Origin of the sequence: Pseudomonas sp. NPDC089918 (genome assembly GCF_050280605.1) — a bacterium.
Lineage (GTDB): Bacteria > Pseudomonadota > Gammaproteobacteria > Pseudomonadales > Pseudomonadaceae > Aquipseudomonas.
The window spans coordinates 46,821-63,700 of sequence record NZ_JBNNVP010000022.1 but is presented as its reverse complement, the minus strand read 5'-3'; the positions used below and the strand labels follow the sequence as shown (position 1 = coordinate 63,700).

General features: G+C 55.5%; 13 protein-coding genes and 1 pseudogene. 2 read left to right on the top strand and 12 right to left on the bottom strand.

The genetic code is table 11. The annotated features are described in order from the left end of the window. Positions 1-134 precede the first annotated feature (134 nt). Positions 135-533, bottom strand: coding sequence for a nuclear transport factor 2 family protein (locus ACQKPC_RS16975; RefSeq protein WP_427625620.1), 399 nt, complete (start codon positions 531-533; stop codon positions 135-137). Positions 534-856: 323 nt separating this feature from the next. Between ACQKPC_RS16975 and ACQKPC_RS16970 the strand changes: the two are divergent. Both ACQKPC_RS16970 and ACQKPC_RS16965 read left to right on the top strand, forming a co-directional pair. Beyond that, a pseudogene (locus ACQKPC_RS16970) lies at positions 857-1,996 on the top strand (HAMP domain-containing protein); the annotation flags it as partial. Positions 1,997-2,140: 144 nt separating this feature from the next. Beyond that, a complete protein-coding gene (locus ACQKPC_RS16965; RefSeq protein ID WP_427625657.1) occupies positions 2,141-2,854 on the top strand; it encodes a methyl-accepting chemotaxis protein in 714 nt (237 codons plus the stop codon). 119 nt (positions 2,855-2,973) lie between these two features. On the opposite strand, the gene ACQKPC_RS16960 is transcribed toward ACQKPC_RS16965, so the two are convergent. From ACQKPC_RS16960 to ACQKPC_RS16910, 11 genes are all read right to left on the bottom strand, one after another. Further along, on the bottom strand, positions 2,974-3,207 hold the full coding sequence (locus ACQKPC_RS16960) for a hypothetical protein (RefSeq protein ID WP_427625619.1): 234 nt from the start codon (positions 3,205-3,207) through the stop codon (positions 2,974-2,976). A gap of 469 nt (positions 3,208-3,676) precedes the next feature. Beyond that, positions 3,677-6,115, bottom strand: a complete 2,439-nt coding sequence (locus tag ACQKPC_RS16955; RefSeq protein WP_427625618.1) for an efflux RND transporter permease subunit — start codon at positions 6,113-6,115, stop codon at positions 3,677-3,679. Positions 6,116-6,131: 16 nt separating this feature from the next. Continuing rightward, positions 6,132-7,094 (bottom strand): WD40/YVTN/BNR-like repeat-containing protein, encoded by a 963-nt coding sequence (locus ACQKPC_RS16950; RefSeq protein ID WP_427625617.1) that lies wholly within the window; start codon positions 7,092-7,094, stop codon positions 6,132-6,134. 179 nt (positions 7,095-7,273) lie between these two features. Continuing rightward, positions 7,274-8,662 (bottom strand): DUF1329 domain-containing protein, encoded by a 1,389-nt coding sequence (locus tag ACQKPC_RS16945; protein WP_427625616.1) that lies wholly within the window; start codon positions 8,660-8,662, stop codon positions 7,274-7,276. Positions 8,663-8,681: 19 nt separating this feature from the next. Continuing rightward, complete coding sequence (locus tag ACQKPC_RS16940) at positions 8,682-10,397, bottom strand: DUF1302 domain-containing protein (protein ID WP_427625615.1); 1,716 nt, start codon at positions 10,395-10,397, stop codon at positions 8,682-8,684. A 962-nt stretch (positions 10,398-11,359) separates the two neighbouring features. Further along, on the bottom strand, positions 11,360-11,734 hold the full coding sequence (locus ACQKPC_RS16935; protein WP_427625614.1) for a putative quinol monooxygenase: 375 nt from the start codon (positions 11,732-11,734) through the stop codon (positions 11,360-11,362). Beyond that, on the bottom strand, positions 11,731-12,903 hold the full coding sequence (locus tag ACQKPC_RS16930; RefSeq protein WP_427625613.1) for an FAD-dependent monooxygenase: 1,173 nt from the start codon (positions 12,901-12,903) through the stop codon (positions 11,731-11,733). The genes ACQKPC_RS16935 and ACQKPC_RS16930 overlap by 4 nt, the downstream gene beginning before the upstream one ends. Then, complete coding sequence (locus ACQKPC_RS16925; protein ID WP_427625612.1) at positions 12,900-13,160, bottom strand: hypothetical protein; 261 nt, start codon at positions 13,158-13,160, stop codon at positions 12,900-12,902. Before ACQKPC_RS16925 ends, ACQKPC_RS16930 begins: the two co-directional genes overlap by 4 nt. Then, the gene (locus ACQKPC_RS16920; protein ID WP_427625611.1) at positions 13,160-13,756 is read right to left on the bottom strand and encodes a VOC family protein; all 597 of its coding nucleotides are present in this window, start codon (positions 13,754-13,756) and stop codon (positions 13,160-13,162) included. Before ACQKPC_RS16920 ends, ACQKPC_RS16925 begins: the two co-directional genes overlap by 1 nt. 16 nt (positions 13,757-13,772) lie before the next feature. Next, the gene (locus ACQKPC_RS16915) at positions 13,773-15,443 is read right to left on the bottom strand and encodes an AMP-binding protein (protein WP_427625610.1); all 1,671 of its coding nucleotides are present in this window, start codon (positions 15,441-15,443) and stop codon (positions 13,773-13,775) included. Further along, positions 15,440-16,753 (bottom strand): alpha/beta hydrolase, encoded by a 1,314-nt coding sequence (locus ACQKPC_RS16910; protein WP_427625609.1) that lies wholly within the window; start codon positions 16,751-16,753, stop codon positions 15,440-15,442. Before ACQKPC_RS16910 ends, ACQKPC_RS16915 begins: the two co-directional genes overlap by 4 nt. Positions 16,754-16,880: the final 127 nt, after the last annotated feature.

Below are 16,880 nucleotides of genomic sequence, written 5' to 3'. Positions count from 1 at the left end.
CCGATCATAGGCTCGACTGCGTCACACACAACGCCGCCCCGCCCCCCCCCCCCGTGAATTTCGCTCCATCTCACCCCAGAACCGAACAGGTAGGGTGGGTCAGTTTTTTATCGGTACTGACAGCAATGACCGAATCAGTCATCTGAATAGGGCACAGGTTCGATTTTCAGCACGCGACTCGCTAAACGCCAACCCGCCTGGGTTGGCCGAAGCTTGTCCAGGAAGGTAACGCTTGCGAATGCCCCATTAGCCAGCAGCCCCAGACCTTTAGACTCCGCGATGAGTTCGTCTCCTGGCCCATCTTGCACATACACATTGGTCGTGTGATGCGCCCGTGCATGGCCTTCCTGATCAAACATCCCTCGAATCGCGTCAATACCCGAAACAGGTGTATATCCGAAAATGCTGCAGTCATAGAGCGCATCGTCGGTAAGCACCTCATCAAAACGGTGCCATGCGCGCCTGTCAACGAGGTGACTCCAAAGGGATAAAAGCTGGTTGACTTCAACGATGTCACTGATGGACGGCTTCATAGATGATTTCCGTGCTGAATGATGGGCTGGTTAACGTTGAGATGAGCGGTTCTAAATCTATTGATACCGATATCAGTATTACAGGATCTTTTGGTTACTAACCGACGATCGACCCTCTGCCAAAAAAGCCAATACTACAGACCCGCATTGCGCCAAACCATATCGAAGATTATTGACCAGATCAAATTAACTGGTATATAAATTTAACAGGTAGTTCAACAGACAGAAAAATGCTGATACGCCCTGTCTGACGACAGCTCATAAAAATAAAAACGAAAGGGAGACGTCTTGTGAAGCGCCTGCTGTATCCGGCCATCGAGCTGATGAATCGCCTGAGCTTTGGTATGAAGTTCAGCCTGATCAGTATTCTGTTTTTCGTACCCATGCTGGTGATCAGTTTTTACCTGGTCCGCGATTCTTACGCTGAGTTCCTGAGCACTCGTGTTGAACTGCAAAGTCTCGACCTGCTAAGTGCCAGCCTGACCTTACGCAGGGACCTGGAAACCCTGGGAAATCTAGTCGAAATCAATGCAAATCTGGGGCAATTGGGTAAGGCCGGTGATATTGAATCGAAAGTCAATAGCCTCGAACAGACCATTTTGAATCACCTGCAAGGCCTGACGGCGGTCAGCATCGATCCGGAGCAAATCGCCACTTTTAATAGTAAACGCGACGAGATGGTTGCAGCGTTTCGGGCGCAGCAAGTAGATAAGTCCTTGCTGAGTAGAAGTACACAGATCGAAAAGCTGCTCGGTAGCGCGCAGATATTGAGCAAAATCGTCGCCAGCCAGGCCAGGCTCAATCAGGACAGCAAGAGCGAAGTGCGCCAGATGAGTGATTTGATTACCAGTGCTACGCCACTGATCACTCAGACCATCGGCAAAGGTCGGGCGATGGGGGCTTCTTCTTTAGGTCAGGGCTTTCTCCTTTCGTCAGCCAGCAGCCGTTTCGATGAACTGCTCCAGCAACTCGAGAAGCTACAAGGCGAATATGATTTGAGATTGCAGGATGCTTTGGGGGCTAGCAAGTCCGCCCGTGACGCCCTGGATCAACTGGCCAGCGGCAGCAAGGCGACACTCAAGCAGAGCACTGGGGTGTTCGAAAAACAGGTGGTCATGGCTGACACTCTGGATACACCCTGGCAAGCGTTTTATGACCAGGTCACAGGTTTGATGGAGAAAACCTACCAATTGAATGATGCAACCCTGGCCTTCCTCGACCAAGAGCTGCAGCAACGCCTGGAACAGAATCGTCTGCATATGCTGCTACTGGTGGTCGCCCTGTCCAGCGTATTCCTACTGATCGTCTACCTCTACGGTGGTTTCTATGTCTCAACGCGCACCACCCTGAAAAGATTGGGTGAGGTGATGAACAAGGTCGCAGCCGGAGACATGACCGTGAGCTTCACCGCCCAGAGCCATGATGAGCTGGGAGAATTGGGGCAGGTATTCAATGGAACGGTGGTGAAGATTCATGACCTGATCGAACTGGTCAGCAAGACAGTAATTGAAGTCGAGCAGCAAGCAGCACAAGTGGAGTCGATTTCCGCGGTGAGCAATCAGGCCGTCGCCAGGCAGCGTAGCCAGATCGAGCAAGTTGCCACGGCCATGAACCAGATGGCAGCCACAGCCCAGGAAGTAGCGCGTAGTGCTGCCGCGGCGGTCAGTAGTGCCCACAGCGTCAATGAAGAGACGGTCAGTGGACGCAGGCTAGTGCAATCCCAGCAAGGCAGTATTGCCCAGCTCGCCAGCGAGATAGATCAGTCAGCATTGGTGATCAATCAACTGGCCAGCGACAGTCAGTCCATCAGCCTTGTGCTTGAAGTGATCAAGAATATTGCCGAGCAAACCAATCTGCTGGCCTTGAATGCGGCGATCGAGGCCGCCCGCGCGGGTGAGCAGGGTCGTGGTTTCGCTGTAGTGGCTGATGAGGTGCGAACACTGGCCAAGCGTACTCGGCAGTCCACGGAAGAAATTGAGCAGATGATTTCCAGGATTCAGGGTGGCGTGGGCGCGGCAGTGAAGGCCATGAACGTCAGCCATCAGATGGCCAACGGCACAGTCAGCCAGTCGGAGAAAGTCCAGCAGGCCCTGGAGAATATTCTTGGCGCGATGGGGATGATCGTCGATCAGAACCAGCAAATCGCCGCGGCAGTAAAGCAGCAGACGGCTGTTGCCCATGATATCGATCAGAACATCGTGGAGATCAACCGTGCCGGCGAACGTACTGCCGAAGGTACTTGTCAGACTGAACACGCGAGTCGCCAACTCTCATCGCAGGTGCTCCAACTCAAACAACTGATCAGCGCGTTTCGCATCTGAAAAAACTGTCGCCGACAGCGCTAATCTATCGCCTGGTTGAACAGTTCACGGGCATTTTCCAGGGTGTGCGTTCTGTGAGGTAGCGCCTTCATCCATTGGTGACAGCCAGGAAGCGCTGCTTATGGCATCAGCAGCGCCTCATGGATCTCAATGCAAGGTATCCCGCCATCCCTGCGCTTGCCTGCAAGCCAAACCCTCATTTTGCTCACATCAAAAATCTGCCCCTGCTCCATCAAGGTTAATACGAGGACATCAGAAACCCGGTAACGCCCACAGGATGGACAGTCTCGCTCCTCCCAATCACCATCACACATAATGCGCTCGGCGATTCCTGCACAAATGAGACAGGTCATGGGCGCACCCTTCTTTTTTCAACAATCGCTACCCGATCCGTCATCGTCGTACCCTCCCCCCATCCAAAAGCCGTCGTCTATCCAAATTGCTGTGTTTTGAATCAATCAGCCACACAGATGCTGGCATTGGTACCTGACTCCAGATAGAGGGGCGACATGCCGTTGAGGCACGCGACAAGATTCGCAAGCGGAGCAGATTGCTCGGCTGGCTCGATGAATATTAGGGTAGACGCCTTCAGCCTAAGCGCTGAGATGAGATGAGAAGGGTATATGGGGCGGACCTGCGGAGGTACTGCACTGCATAGGCCGTCAGGCGCGCCCCGCTACCAGGTTGATACGTCTCACTAGCTCCTGGGTACTGAGCTCGGAAATCGTTACAGCCTCCTCCACCGCAGACTCGGATGCGTCAGGAGGCTGAAACTCCACTCTGATTAATCACATTTCCTGATGGTCAAACCGTTACAGAACCTCAGATCCAATGCGGCGACGGGTGCTTTAATTGGATTGGACCTACTGGCCGGACGCGCCGCAACAAAAAATATGACAGCGCTGGAATCAGCACTAAAGCTCCGATCATGTTCCAGACGAACATGAACGCCAATAACAGCCCCATATCGGCCTGAAACTTGATCGGAGACCACATCCAGGTAATCACCCCTGCGGCCATTGTTACACCAATTAACGCAACCACTCTCCCGGTAAAACCTACAGCCGCCCCATACGCCTGAGCCAGGGTTGCACCTTGACGCTGCATGACGAGTTGCACGCTAAGAAGGTAGAGAGCGTAGTCGACGCCAACCCCAACACCGAGTGCATGCACGGGTAGCGTCGCCACTTTCAAACCGATACCGGCCTTGACCATCAGCGCCTCACAAACCACTGCGGTAATAAGCAGCGGAATGAGTGCGACGATCACTGCTCGCCAGTTGCGGAATGTGACAAAACATAGCAACGCAACGGCGCTATAGAGCAATAACAGCATTTCACCATGCGCTTTACGCACCACTGTATTGGTCACGGCCTCGACGCCGGCGGTCCCTGCGATTGGCAGGAACTGTATCGTGTCGGAGTCATGTGTTCGCGCGAAGTCTTCGACGATTTTCAGCATACGGGCCAGTGTTTCAGCCTTATGGTTCGTCAGATAAGCAATAACCGGCATAACCGAATAATCGGCATTTACCAGCTCAAGACCGCGTTGCGTATAGATGTTAAAGACCGCCACGCCAGCATTGCTATTTCGCGGAATGGTAAGCCATTTAGGATTGGCCTCAAACTGGCCCATGTTGACGAACGGCACATCCGCTGCAATCGAGGACACGCCTTGCACATCCGGATCTTGTTGCAACAGCCAGCCGAGGCGATCCATCTCTGCGAGAGTGTCGTATTCCTGGCCACCGTTCTTTGATGTTTTTACGATCACTGCAAATTGATCGCTCGATAAACCAAAGTTTCGGTTCACAAAGTCGACATCCCGGTTGTAAACCGAGTCGGGCCATAACTCGGGGGCTCCCGCATCCAGATCCCCAACCTTCAAGTCGCGACTGATCAGCCAGCTTGAACCGGCCAGCACCGCTGCCACCACAAGGGCAGCTATAGCCCAGCGCCGCTCGGTGAAGCGAGTGAGGGTGGCCAACCCCAACCCTTTCAAGCCTTGTCCAGACGCTTGCTCTGAATCCAGAGCCAGGCGGCGCATCGCTGCATGGTGATTCACACCGATGTAAGAGAAGGCAACAGGGATCAACACCAACTTGGTTAAAATCAATATCGTTACGCCGATACTGGTGATAAAGGCCATCTCCCGAATGACCGGAATATCCACCACCATCAGCACTGCAAAGCCCAGGATATTGGTCAACAACGCAGTCAGGCCGGCCAGAAACAGGCGGCGAAACGTATAACGCGCCGCAACGTATCGGTGCGTACCGCGGGCAACGTCCTGGGCGATCCCGTTCATCTTCTGTGCGCCATGACTGATGCCAATGGCAAAGATCAGAAACGGCACCAGAATCGAATAAGGATTCAACTCGCGCCCGAGCAACCCAATCAATCCCAACAGCCAGACCACGCCAAGCACCGAAACCCCGACGAGTACGAAAGTGCTGCGCAGACAGCGACTATAGGAATAGATGATCACCCCGGCGATGGCCACTGCAGCCCCGAAAAACACCATGACCTTATAGAGGCCCTGGATAAGTTCGACCATCAGCACGGAGAAGCCAACTGCATGAATCTTGATTTTGTCGGTCTGAAGTGCAAGCAAAGCCTGAATCCCCGTCCGACCAAATTCCTCATAGTTGAGCGGCTCTCCGGTGTCAGGATCATAGTCCAGCATCGGTATCACAATCATGCTCGACTTAAGGTCAGGTGACACGAGTTGGCCAACGAGGTTGGCACGCTGCACGTTGAGCCGAAGTTTCTCGATCATCAATGGTGAGCCGTCGAAACCATCCGGCATCACCGGTCCACCGGCATAACCTTCCGCAATCACGTCTGTCCAACGCACCGTAGGCAACCAAAGCGACTTTACCCAGCCGCGGTTGACGCCCTTGGTGACCATGGCTTTATCTGTCACCTTGGCCAACACTTCCAGGTAGGCCGGATCAAAGATATCGCCATCGGTGTTCTCCACGGAGATGCGCACGGTATTGCCCAGCGCACTCAGATCCCGCAGGTGAGCCAGGTAGTTCTGCATGTAGGGATGCGACTGCGGAAGCATCTGTTCATAACTGGCATTCACGCGCAAATGCAGTGCCTGCCAGCCGAGCAAGATCGAGATCACGAGGCAAAGCAGCAGCACCGGTATGCGATTGTTAAAGATCAGTCGCTCAAGCCAATTTCCCGATTGAGTGTCAAAGTCTTCAATCCGTTTCACCACAGGCATAGCATTGAGGTTTATATCGGCAGTCATGTCTGTAAAGGCCTATTCAAGGAGTAACGCTGCTAAGCGCGCGCACGCCGCCAAGACCGGCCAAGACCAAGGTCTTGCCACCAGCATCGACAACTCCGGTATACGGTCGCGCAGCACCTATGTGCCACGCAGAAAAATGACGGCCGTTGTCGTCGCTGACCCACAGACCGGCACCACCATCAACCAGCACCACCCGCCCATCGACAAGCACAGCCCCCCCGGTCACCGAAGACGCACCAAGGCCGGATGATTGATCCCACGTTTTGCCACCATCGCGCGACACGATGGCCCGGCCCAGCAGACCGTAAGCCAGCACAAAGTCTGGCGTACCGATCACGCCAAAAAGGCTACCGCCCTCCGGTGGTTGAGTGCTGATGAAGCGCCCACTGGCAGAGTCCAGCTTCAACAACAAACCTTGATCGCCGGCGATCCAAAACTCCGATCCTATGGAGCGAATCGCGTAAAGATGCCCGGTGCCAGGGTTGTCGACCAGATGCATCCAAGGTGTCCACGTCGCTCCGGCGTCTGTGGTGTGCAGCACCAGACCCCATGCACCAACGATGAATCCTTCATTTGCATCACTGAACCAGACATCCAGGAAGGGGCGGGCCCCCTGCTCCTTCACAAAGCGCCGGGACTCGGCGAGCGCAGCCTGCATGCGCGGGTCGTCAGCGGGTTGCGCCGCGTAATAATCGAGCATGAGTTGCGCCGCGCGTCGCCCATCAAGTACCCGTTTCCAGGTACTCCCGGCGTCAGCGCTCTTGAGCACAACGCCGTCATGACCCGTGGCCCAACCGATCTGCGGAGTCGGAAACTGGACGCTGACCAAATCCACACTCACCGGCACTTGTGCCTGCGTCCACTCCAGACCCTGATTATCCGAATACACGATATGGCCCCGAACACCGACCCCGACGATTCGAGTTCCAGCGACAGTCACCGCGATTATCGGAGCCGTCGTGGCCAGACGACTGCTCATTGCAGGAACCTGTACCGGCTCAAGCACCGTCTGCCCACCGCTCGCAGCACTCAGCGGCAACACAAATGCCCACAGAGCACACCATACGAGGGTTGCAAACCTCCCCATCAGCCAGGCAACAATTCCCGCTCTTCTCGGCCATGCCGCCGATCGGCACATCGTGTATTCACCAAACATGGTTAACGGACCCCTCGCGCCGCGATCGCATCAGGGGACCAGTCACCCTTGCTCCAGGTATCCGCCGCCATCGGCCCTTTCAATCCTGCCTTGATCGGTCCGTTGCTCGGCATGCCGCACATGACATAGACGTTGTTGGAAAGGTCATAAACCAGCCATGGGATCGCATACGGAATCACTTTGTCATAGAGCTGGATCGACATGGTCAGGTTGACCCGCAGCAACTTGCCGGCGTTGTCGTATTGATCGGACATACCAGCGCCTGCGTTGTCTTCATCCCAGTAGAAAACCCGCTTCGAATAGAGATGGCGCTTGCCTGGCAACAACGTGGCCTCCACCACCCAGACGCGGTGCAATTCCCAGCGCATATAGTCGGGGTTCACAAACTTGGGTGACCCAACAGCCTCCATCCCCTTCTCAAAACTATTGGACTGCAATGCCCCATAAAGCTTGTAGAGGTTATAGGGGATATACACCTCTTTCTTGCCAATCAGCTTGAAGTCGTAACGGTCCATACGCCCCGAAAACACGCCAACATCATCCAGTGTGACCATACCGGCACCCGCTTGAAACGGAGTGTCGTAAGCCAGCTCCGGAGCCACTTTGACTCGACGCTGCCCAGGCACATATTGCCAGGCACGGCGATCACCGGTAGTGAAGTCAAGCGGATCGAGAATCACGAACTGTTGCCCTGCCAGCGCTGCAGGCTCCATCGCACTGGTGTTTTGCTTGAGATAGTAGGTGCTTCGCTCCGGGTTCTCCGGCTGATAGTAAGGATACTCGTAGCGCATTTGCGAGTTACCGGTACTGGTCTTGCGGCCGGACTGGTCAACATAGAAATTGCTGGAGGTGAACTCCGCAACATCACCCCCGTAAGCCAGCAGGTGGTTCCACATCACCTCGTGGCCAGTTTTGGGTATCGGGAAGGGTGTGCCGCCTTCGGCGCCAGTGATTCCGACGCCATTACCGGTCGTCTGTGTGCGCGTGGCGTTCTTGACGGATGCGTCAAGCACCGCTTGCGGCATCGCCACGGACCGGCGAGTCGGATAAACGTCCATCTTATAGTCGGGGTAACGCGTAAGCAGCGCCTTCTGACCCTCGGTCAGCTTGTCGGCGTACTGCGCCATATTTTTGGAAGTAATCGAGAACAGCGGTTTGTCGTCCTTATACGGATCTGGATAGATCCCACTGCCCTCCTTGAATTCCGCGGGAGACTTTTGCAGGCCACCGGTATAGGGCGGGATGCTGCCGTCCTTGTTACCTGCGACCTCAGCTCCCCACGGCGTGAGTGCGCTGCCAAGCTGTTTGGCTTCGTCGGCAGGCACAGCCGCCTGGGCAACGCCTGCAGATGCAATCAACAGCCAGGCGAACGGTAAAATTAACTTTTTCATGTTGATACCTCCTCGCGACTCAGAATGTGGTTTTCAGGGTGAGCGAAACCCAGCCACGGTCGTCGAAGGTGTTACCGACGCCATTGACTGAACTCACCGCAGGTAAACCGTTGACGACGCCTTCCTTGGTCTTGAGCAGATAACCGTTGTACTGAAGACTGACGTTGTACTTGCTGCGCACGTCTGCGGTCAGGCCGATACTGTAGGAGCCTGCCCCCTGGTTGCCCCCGAAAGGCACCGGTGAATTACCCTTCAAACCCGTCTGCAAAAACAACGGCGCCTTGAGATCAATACCGGGAAAAACCTGGTACCACACCGGCGTAAAGGCTAGTGCCAACCCCCAGGCGTCACGTGTTGCACAACCGTCCCATTTGTCGTTGGTCGGGCACCCGCCATAGCCAACGCCGCTGAAATTTTCTGCGTGGCTCGTCACCTTTTGCAACCGACTGTAGGTCAACTCGGCGACGTAGCTGGCGCTGTCGAAAACCGCATTGCCAGGCATCAGCCCCAGCACGTTAACCAGTGCGTGAAAGGTGTCACCACGAGGCTCATCACCAACCAGCGTTGCATCGCCGTTGAGCAGGCCAGTGTCCATGCGATAGACCATTTCGGCACCCACACTCAGACCGCCAACTTCTTTACTGAGACTGATCCCTGCAAGCTTCGTTTTTCGCAAGTAAGACAACCGCAAATCCGTTGGAAGGCCCGACTCCTGGAAGCCACCTAATACGTACTGCGGGAAGCGGTCGGTAAACTCGCGGTAGTAGAAGCCGAGCGCACCGTCCAGCACCTCGGGACGCCAGGATGCCTTGACGCCCCAGTCGCCACTGTTCTTGGGCCGGTCTTGCACACCTAGAAAAGGCACAGGACCGATCGAGCCGGGAGGCAGCCCGGCTCCGGACGCAATCGCCGCAGCCGCTGCGGGATTGACCACATAGGTATTGCCGCCCAATGAGGAAAAGTCGACCGCGCCCAAATAGGTTCCACCATCAGGCAACCTCGACGGATCCCATTCGAAGAAGTACTGCGCACCCACACTGAAATTGTCAGCCAGCTGGGCTTCGCCTGAGATCTGATTCTGTGGCAAGTAGAGTTCTTTTGCTTCTGCACCCGGCGTACTGCCGAGCTTACGAAGATCCACAGGCCCCTGGGAGTACGAAACGCCATGTACGAACGAGAAAATCGACTCACCCCAGTAGAGGTTGTGACGCCCCAATCGCCCATCCACTGGCACGCTCCCGACATCGAAACGGCCAAACACAAACGCATCGAGAAGCTCCCCGGACGGGCCGCGATTCCAGCGTTCGGTGTATGAGGAGTATCGAGCACCCGGATAGGCCGTGCTGGTATTTCCGAACGCCGGGTTGGATTTGACGTCGGTATCCCTGTAGGCGTCGTCGTACCAGCCCGCCGCGCTGACGCGACCGCCATACCGCTTCTTGTACTTGAAGTCGAACTCACTCATCACATCGATGCGATTGGTGACCACGTCACCTCGATCGAACTTCGAATCAGAATCGTCGTAGCGCGCGTTGTTGAGTAGCCCTTGGTCCTGCTTTTGAGCCCGCACGCCCACGTTGTAACGAAGGGTGTTGTCCCACCGGGCAGTCCAGTCGGGATCTTCAAGTTTGAGCTGAAACGCCGATGCCGCAAACGGCAGCCCGCAGCATGTCAACACTGAGATCGTCTGTTTGACGTACCTACCGCAGTAGGCCGAACCTGTTTTTCGCGCCATCGTTTCCACCCTCTTCTTATTTTTTTTATCTCAAAGGACCGATCGGATTCCCAACGGGTCAATCGCCGCTATAAAAACCGTTCGGGGTTATCGGGCCGGAACTACAAGGCCCGTTTCGAGCCCGCGCAGAGCTTGTAATACGAAAGACCAGGCACTCGAAAAACCGGCACCCCTCACCCATACAACGGAAAGGGATCGGCCTCGGGGCTTCATGCGGATGAAGGAACTCTGCTGCGCGTGGGCCCCCACTCCAGCTGGAGCGTGCTGCGCGATGAGCAATAGAAAGGGATGGGAGTTTTCGCGCGATCGCGCGGTCACGGAACAGGCATTTTCGAGGTGTGTAACAGGTTCACGCACGGCTACACGGTACTTCACGAATAGAGTCACTTTTCGTCTCCATCTTATTTTTATTATGAGCAGCACATCTGCGTCTGCTAACCAGCGCATGATATTGCATAGAAGACAAGCTAGATCTATTTTTTAGGGATGTCAATATTATCTGAACAAGGTGTGTCACGAGCTCATTTGAGAATGATTCACCACAAACTCATAATTTGGATACAGCTCGTAAAGACGGTACCTTACCGCGCAAATAAAGGCATAAAGGAGTCACTCCCTTATCGATAATCCGCGACACAACATTGTTGATACCCCAGTCAAATAATATCAACGAATCGATGCGACCTCATCCGCTGTCCACTCAACCCCATAGCGGGCATGCAAGGTCATCACCCACTAGAGTTGGCTGAAGGAATTAACGAGAGCCGACCCTCGCCCGTCCACCGCTGCGAATAGCGGTAAACGAACGGGGAGATTATTTTGACCGAAGCTGCGGACAGCATGCATGCCTGGAACGGCATCGCAGGTAAGAACGCGCACGACCGCCCGATTGCCGGGCAACTTTGGCAAGACTGGACGCGTTTGTGACTCTATGGCGGCCGTCGATTAAACGGCTATCGGAATCAAACAGACGAAGGATCGTCGACCTCGAATATCTGGAATCTTCGATGGGTAATCCAGCCCGCAGCCTCACTCGATCGCCACTGTGCCATATGGGACGACGCCGAATGTTCGTCAAATGCAGCTTTGCTCAACCAGGTTTCCTTAATCCGAATCAGCCCAGGATCAAGAACGTCCTCAGCATACGTATAGTCCAGACACCCAGCCTCCTCCCGACTGGCTGTAATCACGCGCTCCATCGCAGGCTTCGCTGCCTGGACCTTGTTTACCGGCAAACGGACCTCGCCAACTATCAGCAACATCATATTTTCCTTTATCCAGGGATGAGACTTCGCAAGACTTACCCACGAACGGTGCAGGGCATTCAGACGACTCAATGAACAATGCTTTCCTTCTTGCTCGCACCCTCGGACGCCGCCAGGGAAGCCTGCCATTCTTGACCATAGCGAGCCATAAAATGAGGGAATTCATTGGTCAAACGCTGTTCATCCACCCGGCCGGTGCGCCTCATGTAGTCGAACACAAGCGCTATCGGGCTAAGGTCGAGCTTCGACACGACATGCTCATACCAGGTAAAGCTTTTCTCCGCCGCACTGACCAGCTTCTGTTTTGCAGGCTCGCGCTCTTGACGGAAGGCTACGAGTGCCGAAGCAACGTCCGTATTGCTCTCCAGGACCGAGACCAGAGCAATGGCATCCTCCATGGCGATACGGGTACCGGAACCGATGCTAGGATGCGCACTATGCAGCGCGTCCCCAATCAACACCTTGTTGCCGACCGACCAGTTACGCACTCGGGTGACCGGGAGGCTATGCCACATTGACTTATTGCAGACCAGCGACAACCCCTTCAATTCCTTCGCGAACATCTGCTCGGTAAACCGTGCACTTTCCTGTTCGGTCATTTGACTCAGACCGGATTTCTCCCAAGTCTCGGCGTCGCATTCCGCGACAAAGGTGCTCATTTTTTCCGTATAGGAATAGCCCACCGCCCAGAAATGACCCAACTCAGTCGTCTTGAAGCTGAGAACCGGATAAGGAAAGGCTGCCTCGGTGCCATACCAGGCAAGCTTGTTGGTTAACGAATAGGTGGTTGTTCCGAAATCCTCCAAAAAGCCATTGCGAAGAGCGGAGTTGACGCCGTCGCTACCCACGACCAGATCGGCTTCGGGCAAGTCTTTCGCCTCCATCCGGCTTCCGTAATTGACAACGACGCCAGCGCGCTCGGCACAATCCTGAAGGATCTGCAGCAACCGCAAGCGCGCAATCGCCGCGCCGTAGCCGCCACCCTCGATAAAGATCTCCTCCCCTTTATGCATCACCACGCGGTGCCGCGAGATAAAGCAGGACCGCATGATCTCATCATAAGATTCAAGGTCCGCCTGCTTCATTCGATCCATGCCTCGGTCGGCCAGCACGATGCCGAAACCATAGGTGGCGTCGCGCGGATTCTGTTCATAAACCGTCACATCCGCACCCAGCCTTTTACGAGCCAGAAGCGCGAAATACAGCCCGGATGGACCACCTCCATAGACCACGATCTTCATGACTCTGATACCTCATTTTCGATGCGCATAGTGTCGCGACCATATTCCAGGATGCGACCGCAAAAGCCGCCCGTCAGCGCACTGTTCCAGAGCGCCGGACCTAGTCCGAGGGCCCTGCGCTCGAAGTGGATCTGATCATCCGACTCAATTCGCCAATAGCCATTCACAGGCTCACGCACGGTGCAATTTGCAACCGTAAGCGCTCCGTTGATTAGCGGTAAGAATTCGGGAATGTCCGGCACGAAGATTCTGACCATTATTCGGCTTGCTCCATTTTGGCATCGAGCATGGCGCCCTTGGCTTTCCAGACACTTTCGATATCCTCCATCCGCAGCCCCCGCCCCGTGCACTGCTCTTCAACCGCGATAGCCGCGGCGAGCGTCAATGCGGCGTCCGAGATGTCGAGCGGCTGGAAGGGCCGTACCGGTCGCCCGATCTCGAGGTAGTAGCCGTTTGGATCACGAAAATAGATCGACTCCACCACTTCGTGCTCAATCTGATACAGAACATCCACGCCCCGAGACTCGAGCAATTGACGCCACGCCATCAGCTCTTCCCGCGTCTCTACGCGCCAGGCGGTATGGATTGCATCATTGTCATATTCAGGGCGGTGAATGAGATGGTCGGGCTGCTCGTCCCCCAAATAGTAGAAAAATGCAATGGTGCTGCCTTTGCCACTGTCAAAGAAAAAATGCAGAAAATCGGGATGCTCCGATGGCCCCCAACCTCGCGCCGAAACACAATGGACAAGCGGCAGCCCAATAACATCGCGATAAAACTCGAGTGTCTCCCGTAGCTTCCAGGTAGGCCGGGCAGTATGGTGGACACCATTCAGTAGCAGTTGCTTGGTCATGGCACTTCCTGTCTGGCTAGTTAGTAACTACGTCGCGCTGTTCGAGCCGCTTCGCGATGTCTGTTCGCAACGCCGCCTTGTCTATCTTTCCGACCTTGGTTAGCGGCAGCGCGTCGATCGTCACGACTCGCTCAGGCCATTTGAACTTGGCCAGACCCAACCCCTCCATGTGTACCTGGAAATCTCTGACGCTTGGCGCCTGATGCCCACCTCGTAGCACGACATAAACGCAGACCCGCTCACCCAGAATCGGGTCAGGCATACCCACGACAGCACATCCGGCAACAGCGACATGAGTTGAAACTGCAAGCTCGACTTCTTCACAGTTGATCTTTTCGCTTCCGCGATCGACGACATCCTTGAGCCGTCCAGCAAAGGCGTAGTAGCGCTTGCCGTCGATAACACGACGAACCAGTAAATCGCCTGGCTTGTAGAAGCCGTCGGGCGTGAAGGCGTCGCGGTTACGCTCGGGAGCATTGAAGTAGCCCGATACCGTATACGGCCCACGGCAAATCATTTCACCGATCTCGCCATCGGCGACCTCGTCCATTGTCCCCGGCACAACAAGCCGCACCTCATCAAAGCTGGAAAGAGGCCGTCCAACCGTCCAGTCGCGCGCCTCTTCAGAGTCATCGGGGCGACAGTACATATTCATGCCTTCGGACATTCCGAACAGGGCGTAAGTTGGACGATCATATTTCTCACGCAACGTGCGGGCAGAATCCGCCGACCAGAATGCGCGCACATGCCCGAGCGCAGCGGGCTCAAGATCGAATGCAGCTTCAAGTCGCGGCAAAAGCGGGCGGATCACGCCGATATAGGTGGGCGGCGTGCGCTTGAAGGCTGCAGCCCAAGCCTCTGGCGTCAGGTCTTCAGGAATCACGAATGCAGCACCCACCAACAGGACTGGCATGATGAAACAAATCATGCAGGCGTTGTGCATCATCGGCATCGGCATAAACATGACATCGTCATGCCGATAACCTATGGCCTCGATGGTCAGGGTCGCATTGAGCAAATAGTCGTTCTGCATCCGGGGAATAACCTTGGGAACCCCGGTTGTACCCCCTGACAACTGAAAGACCGCAACCTGGTAAGCATCTCTCGGCACGGCCCTGACCGTCGCATATGCCTTCGCCGCATCGGTCGCAGCAATCAGGTCTTCCATCCGAACGACACCATCGCGCGGCCGCCCGCGGAACGAGATGACGTGGCGAACGGTCGGAATCTCCGGCTGCATCTTCAGCGCAAACGCCTCCAGATCGAACTTCGCGTCATCGCCCTGTACGATGAACGCCTTCGCATCGACATGCCGGCCGAGATAGGAAATCTCGCGCTCGCGATGGGGTGCCAGCGTGCAAGTGGGGATCAACCCCGCCTTGAGGCAGGAAATCAGGGCAATGATGAGCTCGGGTGAGTTACCCGCCTGAAAGAGCACCCGATCAAGCGGCACGAGCCCCATTTCAAGCAACGCGGCGGCAAACCGATCAGTCCGCTCATCAAACTCGGCGTAACTGATAATGCCATCGGCAGTGCATAAGGCCGGCGCACCGGCATTGTCTGCGAACGAAGCCATCAGGGCTTCGATGAGACTGGTCTCGGACAGCTCACCGCTTTCGACATAGGTTCGCAGACGGTCAAGCGGTGGATAGACAACGCCGGGCAAAGGATCACGGACGCCGATCATAATGATGCCTCCTTCTTGGAAGGGCTTTTCAACTGAGCCGCAGCGGCGGGAAAGCGTGGCGCGAGCCATTCAATCAAATGCTCAGCTGCAATCTCCTGACCATTGCGCTCGTCAAGACGCAGTGACTGACCATGATGGTTTCCGCGGATATCGACACGCTGCTTGTCACTGGTGGCAATGCTCGCAAAAATACTCGCGGCGTCGCCGGGAAAGACACTGTTGTCGCCGGTGTAGTACACGACAAAGGTCGGCTGATTGATCGAGCTGCCACACAATTCGAATGAGGCCCTCGAAGTCAATGCAGACCATGTCGAAAGCCAGCTCTCCGGCGTACACACCCGCGCGAAACTAACGCTCCCCATATTGGACACTGCAGGATTGGCGCCCCACACACTGCCCCATCGGCGGTCCGAGGGATCCAGAGACAGATCGAAGCAGCGCAGCTCGGCATCGGTGCGCCAGACGGTGAACACGCCAGAAAAGGCAGCTTTCAAGGCGTCACCTCCGCGGCCGTCGGCGATCATTTTTTTCTGCGCCATACGCCTGCCGATACTGCTGATGGCCGCCGCATCGATCCGAGCGATGCGGGCACGCTGAGCGGCGCGATATCGCTCAACGAAATCGTGGGAATAGTGAGCGCCGCCGGCTTTTCCGTCGCTGTAGCCATTTGCAGGACTAAACGGATCAAGCGAGGCATCAACCGAAAAAGGATCGTTCTCGTCGGTCAACGAGGGATCGATCATATTCATCAACAGTCGACCCTGGCCCGGGTGCGGCGCGACGAAGACAAAGCCGTCCGCGATTGGCATGGACGCTTCGGCCAGCCTGGTCGGCCGTCCACCCGGCGTGTGGGCAACGCGCTGGTCGCCATTGAGCTGCGATTGCTGATTATAGTAGGCAAAGAGACTTGCACCACCAGAGTTGCCGAGCATGACGATCTTCTCGAAACCCAACTCGCGCAGCTTATTCATACCCGAGGCGACGTCGTGGAGCGCCAGTTCGTGTTCCAGACGTATATCGTTTCCAGTCGAGCGCGGCGACTGCACCCAGCACGCATAACCTGCTGAAACCAGACCAGGTACAAGGTAATGCGAAACCAGTAGTTCACGGGGGTGCATGATGTATACGACGGTTCGTTCACCGCCACAAGTATGCAAATACCCCATGACCGGGGCACCGTCGAAGGTCACGCCTGGGTAGACCACTGTACGCATATCACTTGGCAGTAACGCCGGATTCCAGGACGCACCGCGAAGGCCCGCTGTCACCTGCCGCTCGAGTGTCGGATTATCTTTCTTCGTGCCGGTCATTCCTGCACCTTCTCAATCAAGTTCTATTATATTTATTATCTATCTTAATTAGCATCCAGATAGCATTTTCCGTCGCACTCAAATGACCGGTGTACACCTCACACTCATCGACTACCGGTGTCGTTAC